This window comes from Salmonella sp. SAL04213 (assembly GCF_046550535.1).
Classification (GTDB): domain Bacteria; phylum Pseudomonadota; class Gammaproteobacteria; order Enterobacterales; family Enterobacteriaceae; genus Salmonella; species Salmonella enterica.
The window spans coordinates 283,876-296,831 of sequence record NZ_JBGDXS010000004.1; the positions used below are offsets into that span (position 1 = coordinate 283,876).

Below are 12,956 nucleotides of genomic sequence, written 5' to 3' on the forward strand. Positions count from 1 at the left end.
TTGATACAATTATTTTAGAAAAGGAAAGCATTTATTCATGAACAGAATATTTAGAGTCCTCTGGAATGCCGCTACGGGAACATTTGTTGTCACCAGCGAAACCGCAAAAAGCCGCGGCAAAAAAAGCGGCCGCAGAAAGCTGGCGGTTTCCGCACTCATCAGTCTTAGCAGCATTATGGTTTCTGCGGACGCACTGGCCAATGCTGGGAACGATACAGGGAAAGGGATCGGCACTGAGAATGGATGGATAGCCATTGGCGAAGGCGCCGAAGCTGATTCAACAATAACAACTAAAGAAAAGGTCGCAGAAGATCCGTCCAAAGGATATGTAGCGGGTGCCGGTATTGCAATAGGTTACTATAGTAAGGCATCTGGGGCTTCCAGCACTGCGTTGGGCGGATATAGCCTTGCTGAGAGTATAGGCTCAGTGGCGCTAGGGGCAGGTGCACATACCACTTCTACGGCTAAATACTCTATGGCAGTAGGTACAAACGCAGTTGCCTCAAATCTTTACGCCATCGCACTGGGAACAAATGCAAATGCCTCAGGGAAAAATTCAATAGCGCTTGGACGCGATACCGTATCATCAGCAGAAAGAAGCCTGACGGTAGGATTAGGGGCGAATGCCGCATCTCTGGATAGCATGGCTTTCGGTTACAATACATCCGTAACGTCAGATGCGGCAAATGGCATTGCCTTCGGTAGTGGGGCGGTAACCTCTGCAAAAAATTCCGTCGCGATAGGGAGCAATTCTACAGCGACCGAAGAAAACGTAGTTTCTGTAGGGAGTGATGCCCTAAAGCGCAAAATTGTCAACGTTGGTAACGGAGCCATATCAGAAAGCAGCACCGACGCCGTTAACGGCTCTCAGCTATTTGCAACCAACGCCAATGTGACGCAGAACACCACTGATATTGCTGCCAATACCGACAGCATTAACCAAAACACAACCGATATCGCCACCAACACCACCAATATCAACAGCCTGAGCGACTCCGTCACCACGCTCACCGACGATGCCCTGTTGTGGGATGCAGCCTCTGGCGCATTCAGCGCTAACCACAACGGAAGCGACAGCAAAATCACCAATCTGGCGGCGGGTACCCTGGCCGCAGACAGCACCGACGCCGTTAACGGCTCTCAGTTGTTTGATACAAATGAGAAAGTGGATAAGAACACTGCTGATATCGCCACCAATACCGACAGCATCAACCAAAACACTGCCGATATTACCGCTAATACCGACAGCATTAACCAGAACACAACCGATATCGCCGCCAATACGACCAGCATCAATCAGAACACCACTGATATTGCCACCAACACTACCAATATCAACAATCTGAGCGATTCCATCACCGGCCTTACCGATGATGCCCTGCTTTGGGATGCTGACACTGGCGCATTCAGCGCTAAGCACAACGGAAGCGACAGTAAAATCACCAATCTGGCGGCGGGTACCCTGGCTGCTGACAGCACCGACGCCGTTAACGGCTCTCAGTTGTTTGCCACCAACGAAAATGTGTCGCAGAACACCACTGACATCGCTGCCAACACCACCAGCATCAATCAGAACACCACTGATATCGCCACCAACACCACCAGTATCAACAGTCTGAGCGACTCCGTCACCACGCTCACCGATGATGCCCTGCTTTGGGATGCGACCTCTGGCGCATTCAGCGCTAACCACAACGGAAGCGACAGCAAAATCACCAATCTGGCGGCGGGTACCCTGGCTTCGGACAGCACCGACGCCGTTAACGGCTCACAATTGTTTGCCACCAATGAAAATGTGTCTCAGAACACCACTGATATCGCTGCCAACACCACCAGCATCAATCAGAACACCACTGATATCGCCACCAACACCACCAGTATCAACAACCTGAGCAACTCAGTTACCACGCTCACCGACGATGCCCTGTTGTGGGATGCAGTCTCTGGCGCATTCAACGCTAACCACAACGGAAGCGCCAGTAAAATCATCAATGTCGCCGCCGGGGACCTTTCTGAGGACAGTACAGACGCGGTGAACGGCTCCCAGTTGTATGAAACCAACCAGAGGGTGGATCAAAACACCTCTGCTATCGCAGATATTAATACGTCCATCACCAATCTTAGCTCTGACAACCTGAGCTGGAATGAGACAACGAGTTCGTTCTCTGCCAGCCACGGAAGTAGTACGACAAACAAAATCACCAACGTTGCTGCCGGAGAGCTGTCTGAAGAAAGTACCGACGCGGTTAACGGATCGCAGCTGTTCGAAACCAATGAAAAAGTGGATCAGAACACGACCGATATCGCCGCCAATACCACTAACATCACTCAGAACAGCACCGCGATTGAGAACCTGAATACTTCTGTCTCCGACATTAATACGTCCATTACCGGCCTCACTGATAACGCTCTGTTATGGGACGAAGACATCGGCGCTTTCAGCGCAAACCACGGTGGAAGCACCAGTAAAATAACCAATGTCGCCGCCGGGGCGCTTTCTGAGGACAGTACAGACGCGGTAAACGGCTCACAGTTGTATGAAACCAACCAGAAGGTGGATCAAAACACCTCTGCTATCGCGGATATCAATACGTCCATCACCAATCTTGGTACCGATGCACTGAGCTGGGATGACGAAGAAGGCGCGTTCAGCGCCAGCCACGGTACCAGCGGCACCAATAAGATAACCAATGTAGCAGCAGGTGAAATCGCCAGTGACAGTACTGACGCCGTTAATGGCTCTCAGCTTTATGAAACTAACATGCTGATTTCTCAGTATAATGAATCTATTAGCCAACTAGCCGGCGATACCAGCGAAACCTATATCACGGAAAATGGTACCGGCGTGAAATACATCCGTACGAATGATAACGGGCTTGAAGGCCAGGATGCATACGCAACGGGTAACGGCGCAACGGCAGTAGGTTACGACGCCGTCGCCTCTGGCGCTGGCAGCCTGGCTCTTGGCCAAAACAGCAGCAGCACCATTGATGGCAGTATCGCTTTGGGCAGTGGCTCCACCTCTAACCGCGCTATTACAACCGGTATACGAGAAACGAGCGTAACAAGCGATGGCGTCGTCATTGGCTACAATACAACAGACAGAGAGTTGCTGGGCGCGTTGTCATTGGGGACGGATGGAGAAAGCTATCGTCAAATTACCAACGTTGCTGACGGCTCTGAAGCGCAAGATGCGGTAACAGTTCGTCAGTTACAAAATGCCATTGGTGCGGTCACTACTACACCGACCAAGTACTACCACGCAAACTCAACGGAAGAAGATTCACTGGCTGTCGGAACTGACTCACTGGCAATGGGTGCGAAGACCATCGTCAATGCTGATGCAGGTATTGGTATTGGTCTGAATACACTGGTGATGGCTGATGCCATCAACGGTATTGCTATCGGTTCTAACGCACGCGCCTACCATGCAAACAGTATTGCAATGGGTAATGGTTCTCAGACCACTCGCGGCGCACAGACTGACTACACCGCCTACAACATGGACACACCGCAGAACTCTGTCGGTGAGTTCTCTGTCGGCAGTGAAGACGGTCAACGTCAGATCACTAACGTCGCGGCGGGTTCGGCAGATACCGATGCCGTTAACGTTGGTCAATTGAAAGTCACCGACAGCCGTGTTGCCGCGAATACCGAAAGCATCAATAACCTGAACACGCAGGTGAGTAGTCTTGATACTCGCGTCACCAATATTGAAAACGGTATTGGCGATATCGTCACTACCGGTAGCACCAAGTACTTCAAGACCAACACCGATGGCGTAGATGCAAATGCCCAGGGTGCGGACAGCGTCGCGATTGGCTCTGGCTCTATTGCTGCCGCTGAAAACAGCGTGGCGTTAGGCACAAATTCCGTCGCAGATGAAGCTAATACTGTGTCTGTCGGCTCTTCTACTCAACAACGCCGTATTACCAACGTTGCCGCAGGGGTGAACAACACTGACGCGGTTAATGTGGCGCAACTGAAAGCCTCAGAAGCAGGCTCCGTGCGTTATGAAACCAATGCAGATGGCTCGGTTAACTATAGCGTGCTCAACCTGGGAGACGGGAGTGGCGGTACCACTCGGATCGGCAATGTTTCAGCGGCGGTGAATGATACGGATGCGGTTAACTATGCGCAATTGAAACGCAGCGTCGAAGAAGCAAACACCTATACCGACCAGAAAATGGGTGAAATGAACAGCAAAATCAAAGGCGTAGAAAACAAGATGAGCGGCGGTATCGCTTCAGCGATGGCGATGGCCGGTCTGCCACAAGCCTACGCCCCGGGCGCCAACATGACCTCGATTGCTGGCGGTACGTTTAATGGTGAAAGTGCCGTCGCCATTGGTGTCTCCATGGTAAGTGAAAGCGGGGGCTGGGTGTATAAATTGCAAGGAACCAGCAACAGCCAGGGCGATTACTCTGCGGCCATTGGCGCGGGCTTCCAGTGGTAATGAAGTAACAACACTCCCGACATCAAAGGCAATGGCATAATGCCATTGCCTTTTCACTTCCCTTTGCTGTCCTCTCCCCTCAATTGGCCCTACCAATTTTAGCCCGTTACCACAGCCTACTCACATTTCACTAAATTAACTCTACAATACCGTTGCCAATAAATAACATCTGGTTAACTATTTGTTGTCATTATCCATACACAACAATATTGGCAGGACCACTTTTACACATAATGTGACTTCAACGAGATGAGCAAAGATTCATCCCATTATGCGTGTGGTTCTCAGGAGACCTGCAATGAACCTCTGGCAACAAAACTATGACCCGGCGGGTAATATCTGGCTTTCCAGCCTGATCGCATCGCTCCCAATCCTGTTCTTCTTTTTCGCCCTGATTAAACTCAAGCTGAAAGGCTACGTTGCCGCTTCGTGGACGGTGGTTATCGCGCTCGCCGTTGCGCTGCTGTTCTATAAAATGCCGGTCGATCACGCGCTGGCATCGGTCGTGTATGGCTTCTTCTACGGGCTATGGCCGATTGCCTGGATAATCATCGCCGCGGTCTTCGTCTATAAAATTTCGGTCAAGACCGGGCAGTTTGACATTATTCGCTCGTCAATTCTGTCGATTACCCCCGATCAACGTCTGCAAATGCTGATTGTCGGCTTCTGCTTCGGCGCGTTCCTTGAAGGCGCGGCGGGTTTCGGCGCGCCGGTGGCGATAACCGCCGCGCTGCTGGTGGGTCTGGGCTTTAATCCGCTGTATGCGGCAGGGTTGTGCCTGATTGTAAACACCGCGCCTGTCGCCTTTGGCGCGATGGGGATCCCGATTCTGGTTGCCGGACAGGTCACGGGCCTGGACAGCTTTGAGATTGGCCAGATGGTCGGTCGTCAGTTGCCGTTCCTGACGATTATCGTGCTGTTCTGGATTATGGCTATTATGGATGGCTGGCGCGGCGTGAAAGAAACCTGGCCTGCGGTGATGGTCGCTGGCGGCTCGTTTGCTATCGCCCAGTATCTCAGCTCCAACTTTATCGGGCCGGAACTGCCGGACATTATCTCTTCGCTGGTGTCTCTGGTGTGCCTGACGCTGTTCCTCAAACGTTGGCAGCCGGTGCGCATCTTCCGCTTCGGCGATATGGGCGCGTCACAGGTCGATCAGACGCTGGCCCGTACCCGCTATACGACAGGACAAATTGTTCGCGCCTGGTCGCCGTTCCTGTTCCTGACCGCCACGGTCACTCTCTGGAGCATACCGCCGTTCAAAGCGCTGTTTGCCCCCGGCGGCGCGCTGTATGACTGGGTAATTAACGTTCCGGTACCGTATCTCGATAAACTGGTCGCCCGTATGCCGCCGGTCGTACACGAAGCGACCGCTTACGCGGCGGTGTATAAATTTGACTGGTTCTCCGCCACCGGCACGGCGATCCTGTTTGCCGCGCTGTTGTCTATCGTCTGGCTGAAAATGAAACCCTCAGCCGCAATCCAGACCTTTGGCAGCACGCTGAAAGAGCTGGCGTTGCCGATTTACTCCATCGGCATGGTGCTGGCGTTCGCGTTTATCTCGAACTATTCCGGGCTTTCCTCCACGCTGGCGTTAGCGCTGGCGCACACCGGCAGCGCCTTCACGTTCTTCTCGCCGTTCCTCGGCTGGCTGGGGGTCTTCCTGACCGGCTCGGATACCTCATCTAACGCGCTGTTTGCCTCTCTACAGGCTACCGCGGCGCAGCAAATCGGCGTCTCTGATGTGCTGATGGTGGCGGCGAATACCACTGGAGGCGTAACCGGGAAGATGATCTCACCGCAGTCTATCGCCATCGCCTGCGCGGCGGTGGGGCTGGTAGGGAAAGAGTCCGATCTGTTCCGTTTTACCGTCAAACACAGCCTGATCTTCACCTGTATGGTGGGCGTGATCACTACGCTTCAGGCCTATGTTTTAACCTGGATGATTCCGTGATTGTGATGCCAAAACGCCTGTCAGACGAGATTGCCTCTCGCGTGCGGGCGCTGATTGAAGAACAAAACCTGGAAGCGGGCATGAAATTGCCCGCCGAGCGCCAGTTGGCTCTACAGCTTGGCGTATCACGCAACTCTTTACGCGAAGCGCTGGCGAAGCTGGTCAGCGAAGGCGTGCTGGTGAGCCGTCGCGGCGGCGGGACATTTGTCCGCTGGCAGCACGAAACCTGGTCTGAACAGAATATCGTACAACCGCTGAAAACCCTGCTGGCGGACGATCCGGACTACAGTTTCGACATTCTGGAAGCCCGCCACGCCATTGAAGCCAGTACGGCCTGGCACGCCGCCATGCGTGCCACCGCTGCCGACAAAGAGAAAATCAGACTCTGCTTTGATGCGACGCTCAGCGAAGACCCGGATCTCGCCTCCCAGGCCGACGTGCGCTTTCATCTGGCGATCGCGGAAGCCTCGCACAATGTGGTGCTGTTGCAAACCATGCGCGGTTTCTTCGACGTCCTGCAATCCTCCGTCAAACAGAGTCGCCAGCGTATGTATCTCGTTCCGCCCGTATTCTCAAAGCTGACGGAACAACACCAGGCGGTGATGGACGCCATTCTGGACGGTAACGCCGAGGGTGCGCGTAAAGCGATGATGGCGCACCTCAGTTTTGTCCACACTACGATTAAACGATTTGATGAAGACCAGGCCCGCCAGGCGCGTATTACCCGCCTGCCCGGCGACCATAATGAGATGACCAGGGAGAATAAATCATGATTATTTCAGCAGCCAGCGATTATCGCGCCGCAGCTCAGCGCACGTTGCCTCCTTTCCTCTTCCACTACATCGACGGCGGCGCGTATGCGGAATATACCCTGCGCCGAAATGTGGAAGACCTGTCGCAAGTCGCTCTGCGCCAGCGCGTGCTGAAAAATATGTCCGATTTAAGCCTGGAAACGACCCTGTTTAACGAAACGTTGTCGATGCCGGTGGCATTAGCGCCGGTAGGCCTGTGCGGCATGTACGCCCGTCGCGGCGAAGTACAGGCCGCCGCCGCCGCAGACGCAAAGGGCATTCCGTTCACCCTTTCCACCGTCTCCGTCTGTCCGATTGAAGAAGTTGCACCAACCATTAAGCGCCCGATGTGGTTCCAGCTTTATGTACTGCGTGACCGGGGCTTTATGCGCAACGCGCTTGAACGTGCGAAAGCGGCGGGCTGCTCCACGCTGGTCTTTACCGTGGATATGCCGACGCCGGGCGCGCGCTACCGTGACGCCCACTCCGGGATGAGCGGCCCAAACGCGGCCATGCGCCGTTACTGGCAGGCGGTGATGCACCCTAAATGGGCGTGGGATGTCGGCCTGAACGGTCGCCCGCATGATTTAGGCAATATTTCCGCCTATCTGGGTAAACCGACCGGCCTTGAGGACTATATCGGCTGGCTGGCAAATAACTTCGATCCGTCCATCTCCTGGAAAGATCTGGAGTGGATACGCGAATTCTGGGACGGCCCAATGGTGATCAAAGGGATCCTCGATCCAGAAGATGCCCGCGATGCGGTACGTTTCGGCGCTGACGGTATCGTGGTGTCGAATCACGGCGGCCGCCAGCTCGATGGCGTGCTCTCTTCCGCCCGCGCCCTGCCCGCCATTGCCGATGCGGTGAAAGGCGATATCGCCATTCTGGCGGATAGCGGGATTCGTAACGGGCTGGATGTCGTGCGTATGATTGCGTTGGGGGCCGATACCGTACTGCTGGGTCGGGCCTATCTCTACGCGCTGGCGACGGCAGGAAAAGCGGGTGTCGCCAATCTGCTGGACCTGATCGAGAAAGAGATGAAAGTCGCCATGACCCTGACCGGCGCGAAATCCATTAGCGAAATCAGTGGCGATTCACTGGTGCAGGAACTGGGGAAAAGTTTGCCCGCCGCGCTGGCGCCAATGAGCAAAGGCGATGCCGCCTGAACGCCTGGCGCGTGAGAGCCCGGTAAATTTCTGCTATTCTGCCCCCCGCATTTAAGGGGGCATCATGCTTAACATCGTACTCTTCGAACCAGAAATCCCGCCGAATACCGGCAACATCATTCGTCTTTGCGCCAATACCGGCTTTCGTCTGCACATCATCGAACCGATGGGGTTTACCTGGGATGATAAGCGCTTACGCCGCGCAGGGCTGGACTATCACGAATTCGCCGCGGTTCAGCGCCATCACGATTATGCCGCCTTTGTCGCCGCCGAAAACCCGCAGCGCCTGTTTGCGTTGACGACAAAGGGCACGCCCGCCCATAGCGCCGTAAGCTATCAGGATGGCGATTATTTGATGTTTGGCCCGGAAACGCGCGGCCTGCCCGCCAGCATTCTCGATGCGTTGCCTAAAGAGCAGAAGATTCGCATTCCGATGATGCCGGATAGCCGTAGCATGAACCTGTCGAATGCGGTGTCGGTGGTGGTGTATGAAGCGTGGCGCCAGTTAGGATATCCCGGCGCGGTATTGCGGTCGTAATATATTCAATGCCGGATGGCGGCTAACGCCTGATCCGGCCTGGCCGATCCCGATGGCATGTTCCCGTTTATGCGGACTCTCGCTCAATCAAATGAAAGCCAATATCCACAATAGCTTCTGCGCACGGTTTCTGTTCAATACGATCGGCCAACAGCGTAGCGGCGCGCTGGCCAATGGCGCGTCTGTCAACGCTTACGGTAGTAATTGATGGTCGATTGCTGGCGGCAAAATCAAGGTCGCCAAAACCAATAACCGCTAAATCATGCGGAATGCGCATACCACGGCTTTCCGCCTCCATCATCGCCCCCTGTGCCAGGGTATCAGAACTGCAAACAATGACATCAAACGTCCCTTCGTCAAAAAGCTGGCTTAAACCGCTGCGCCCCAGCGAAAGCGATGCCGGAAGGGGGACATCTACCTGCGGTACGGCATGAATAGCGTGGCGTTGAAGAACACTACATAACCCCTGCTTACGTTGCGCGGCTCGGCGATCGGCGGTCCACAACAAGCCGGGACGACGATAGCCCTTACTCAGAAGATACTCCCCCGTCGCCTGCCCGACTTTTTCATGGGAAAAACCGACCAGCATATCAAGCGGCGTGGGCGTTAAGTCCCAAATTTCCACCACCGGAATAGCCGCGTTCAGGATGACCTTTTTCAGTTCTATCGTGTGATGGATCCCGGTAAGCACCACGCCATCGGGGCGGCGGGAAAGCAGTGTCGCCACCAACTCCGCTTCCGTTTGTTCGGTATATCCCGCCACGCACAGCAATATGTGATATCCGCGTCGGGCCAGTTCATCGCTCAGCGACTGGATGGTATCGACAAACATGTTGTTGTTAATTTGCGGCACGACGACAGCGATTAATTTACTCCGTCGCGACGCCAGACCACCGGCTAACGCGTTGGGTATGTAGCCTGTGACGCGAACCGCCTGCATGACTTTCTCAACCGTTTTGGGGCGAACCAGTTGTGGCGAATTCAATGCCCGGCTGACTGTCATCGGAGACAGCCCGGCGCTACGTGCTACATCTTCCAGCGTCGGCGCACGAGGTGATTTGGTTCTCTTCACGTCTGATGCCCCTGCAAAGATTGGCTGATTTATCCGCGCATTATTCATCATGCCTGCGGCTATTGCCAGCTTCGCATCAGGAAAGGCCGTAAATACAGTAGCTTATCAAGCTCAGTCATTACAAAATGATAGCGACATCATTTTGTATTATGCATTTCCCCAGATATTTTTGGATCGTGATCCATTTTGCAATAAATCCTGCTTTTTATACGACATATGTGATCAAATGTTCAAATCAACATCAACTTTCTGGATCCTGCGTTCGCTTAATAATAAAAATGTTAGCGCAATCATTTTGTGATCATCAGGAGAAAAAAAATGGCTTTAAGCGCGAATTCCGACGCCGTAACGTATGCAAAAGCGGCGAATACCAGAACCGCGGCAGAAACCGGCGATCGTATCGAATGGGTGAAGCTATCACTGGCTTTTCTACCGCTGGCGACGCCAGTGAGTGACGCGAAGGTACTGACCGGTCGCCAGAAACCTTTGACCGAAGTGGCAATCATCATTGCCGAAATCCGCAGTCGCGATGGCTTTGAAGGCGTTGGTTTTAGCTACTCCAAACGTGCTGGCGGCCAGGGTATTTATGCTCACGCCAAAGAGATAGCCGATAATCTACTGGGCGAAGATCCCAATGATATCGACAAAATATACACCAAGCTGCTGTGGGCCGGAGCCTCGGTGGGGCGTAGCGGGATGGCGGTACAGGCTATCTCCCCTATCGATATCGCCTTATGGGATATGAAGGCTAAACGTGCCGGTCTGCCCCTGGCAAAACTGTTAGGCGCGCACCGCGACTCCGTTCAGTGTTACAACACCTCGGGGGGGTTCTTACATACACCGCTCGATCAAGTGCTGAAAAATGTGGTGATTTCCCGCGAAAATGGCATTGGCGGTATTAAGTTGAAAGTCGGACAACCCAACTGCGCTGAGGATATTCGCCGCTTAACCGCAGTACGTGAAGCGCTTGGGGATGAGTTCCCGTTAATGGTTGACGCTAACCAGCAGTGGGATCGCGAAACGGCTATCCGCATGGGGCGTAAAATGGAACAGTTCAATCTTATCTGGATTGAAGAACCATTAGATGCTTACGACATCGAAGGCCACGCCCAGCTTGCTGCCGCGCTGGATACGCCTATCGCCACCGGGGAAATGCTGACCAGTTTCCGGGAACACGAGCAGTTGATTCTGGGCAATGCCAGCGATTTCGTTCAGCCAGATGCGCCGCGTGTCGGCGGTATCTCTCCGTTCCTGAAGATTATGGATCTGGCGGCGAAACACGGGCGTAAGCTGGCGCCGCACTTTGCGATGGAAGTACACCTGCACCTTTCCGCAGCGTATCCCCTGGAGCCGTGGCTGGAACATTTCGAGTGGCTGAACCCATTATTCAACGAGCAACTTGAGCTGCGCGATGGCCGCATGTGGATTTCCGATCGTCATGGTCTGGGTTTCACGCTCAGTGAACAAGCGCGCCGCTGGACACAATTAACATGTGAATTTGGCAAACGCCCTTAACCCGACTGGCGGGAATCCGTCCCGCCTCTCTTACCTTACAGGATGCATTCTGCCCTTATCTGAGGAGTAGATAATGAACACAATAATAAAGCGCACAAAAGTGCGTCATACCATTCTTATATTTTTATTTCTTGCTACCGTATTTAATTATGCGGATCGCGCAACTCTATCCGTAGTTGCCCCAATAATGAGTAAAGAATTAGGTTTTGATCCGGAAGCGATGGGCCTGGCCTTCTCCTCATTTGGTATTGCCTATGTCATTATGCAACTACCCGGCGGTTGGCTATTAGACCGCTACGGTTCACGACTGGTTTACGGTTGCGCATTGATTGGCTGGTCGTTAGTAACCATGTTTCAGGGAACGATCTATTTGTATGGCAGCCCATTAATTGTACTGGTTATTCTACGTCTGCTGATGGGCGCGATTGAAGCGCCTGCCTTTCCGGCGAACAGTCGTTTAAGCGTACAATGGTTTCCCAATAATGAACGAGGTTTCGTTACTTCAGTTTATCAGGCTGCGCAATATATCTCGCTGGGCATTATCACCCCGCTAATGACGATCATTCTGCATAATTTAAGCTGGCATTTTGTCTTCTATTATATTGGCGCTATTGGTGTGATGCTCGGTATATTCTGGTTAATGAAAGTCAAAGATCCGATGCACCACCCAAAAGTTAATCAAGCGGAAATTGACTATATTCGTAGCGGTGGTGGCGAGCCCTCTCTGGGCTGTAAAAAGGAGCCGCAGAAAATAACGTTCGCGCAGATTAAAACCGTCTGTGTTAACCGGATGATGATCGGTGTTTACATCGGGCAATTCTGCGTCACCTCTATCACCTGGTTCTTCCTGACCTGGTTCCCGACCTACCTGTACCAGGCGAAAGGCATGTCGATTCTGAAAGTCGGTTTTGTGGCCAGTATTCCAGCCATTGCCGGTTTTATTGGCGGCCTGCTCGGCGGCGTGTTCTCCGACTGGCTACTCAAACGCGGCTATAGCCTTACCGTCGCGCGGAAACTGCCTGTTATCTGCGGTATGTTGCTCTCTTGCGTAATTGTGATCGCCAACTACACCTCTTCAGAATTTGTGGTCATTGCGGCGATGAGTCTGGCCTTTTTTGCCAAAGGGTTTGGTAACCTGGGCTGGTGCGTACTCAGCGACACCTCGCCAAAGGAAGTTCTGGGTATTGCCGGCGGCGTATTTAACATGTGCGGCAATATGGCAAGCATCGTTACGCCGCTGGTCATCGGCGTGATTCTTGCCAATACTCAGTCGTTCGACTTTGCCATTTTATACGTTGGCTCGATGGGACTTATTGGTCTCATTTCATATCTGTTTATCGTCGGCCCGCTGGATCGCATCACGCTGACATCATCCGCAGCCTGATTGTCCACATTGCGAATTCTTCGCTCCGCTGTTCCGGGATTGCACTCCATCGGAACAGCGTTTTTTAGTTGTACCGC

8 protein-coding genes are annotated in these 12,956 nt (G+C 53.4%); 7 read left to right on the forward strand and 1 reads right to left on the reverse strand.

Annotated elements, in window-relative coordinates; genetic code table 11:
• Positions 1–37: 37 nt before the first annotated feature.
• From sadA to trmL, 5 genes are all read left to right on the forward strand, one after another.
• The gene (sadA, locus tag ACLJPQ_RS13125) at positions 38–4,456 is read left to right on the forward strand and encodes a trimeric autotransporter adhesin SadA (protein ID WP_080184956.1); all 4,419 of its coding nucleotides are present in this window, start codon (positions 38–40) and stop codon (positions 4,454–4,456) included.
• Positions 4,457–4,754: 298 nt separating this feature from the next.
• Entirely contained in the window at positions 4,755–6,410 is a 1,656-nt protein-coding gene (lldP, locus tag ACLJPQ_RS13130; protein WP_001055304.1) for an L-lactate permease, read from the forward strand.
• A complete protein-coding gene (gene lldR, locus ACLJPQ_RS13135) occupies positions 6,407–7,183 on the forward strand; it encodes a transcriptional regulator LldR (protein WP_001650988.1) in 777 nt (258 codons plus the stop codon). Before lldP ends, lldR begins: the two co-directional genes overlap by 4 nt.
• Positions 7,180–8,370: a quinone-dependent L-lactate dehydrogenase gene (gene lldD, locus ACLJPQ_RS13140; RefSeq protein ID WP_000586988.1), complete on the forward strand. Its 1,191-nt coding sequence runs from the start codon at positions 7,180–7,182 to the stop codon at positions 8,368–8,370. The genes lldR and lldD overlap by 4 nt, the downstream gene beginning before the upstream one ends.
• A 64-nt stretch (positions 8,371–8,434) precedes the next feature.
• The gene (trmL, locus tag ACLJPQ_RS13145; protein WP_000932335.1) at positions 8,435–8,908 is read left to right on the forward strand and encodes a tRNA (uridine(34)/cytosine(34)/5-carboxymethylaminomethyluridine(34)-2'-O)-methyltransferase TrmL; all 474 of its coding nucleotides are present in this window, start codon (positions 8,435–8,437) and stop codon (positions 8,906–8,908) included.
• Positions 8,909–8,975: 67 nt separating this feature from the next.
• Here trmL and ACLJPQ_RS13150 read toward each other — a convergent pair whose 3' ends face one another.
• Positions 8,976–9,980 carry a LacI family DNA-binding transcriptional regulator gene (locus ACLJPQ_RS13150; protein WP_001805166.1) on the reverse strand — a complete coding sequence of 335 codons (1,005 nt, stop codon included), beginning with the start codon at positions 9,978–9,980 and terminating at the stop codon, positions 8,976–8,978.
• Positions 9,981–10,298: 318 nt separating this feature from the next.
• On the opposite strand from ACLJPQ_RS13150, the gene ACLJPQ_RS13155 reads away from it, so the two are divergent.
• Together ACLJPQ_RS13155 and ACLJPQ_RS13160 are read left to right on the forward strand one after the other, a co-directional pair.
• Positions 10,299–11,495 carry an L-talarate/galactarate dehydratase gene (locus ACLJPQ_RS13155; RefSeq protein WP_001218249.1) on the forward strand — a complete coding sequence of 399 codons (1,197 nt, stop codon included), beginning with the start codon at positions 10,299–10,301 and terminating at the stop codon, positions 11,493–11,495.
• A 73-nt stretch (positions 11,496–11,568) separates the two neighbouring features.
• Complete coding sequence (locus ACLJPQ_RS13160; protein ID WP_001092104.1) at positions 11,569–12,879, forward strand: MFS transporter; 1,311 nt, start codon at positions 11,569–11,571, stop codon at positions 12,877–12,879.
• Positions 12,880–12,956: the final 77 nt, after the last annotated feature.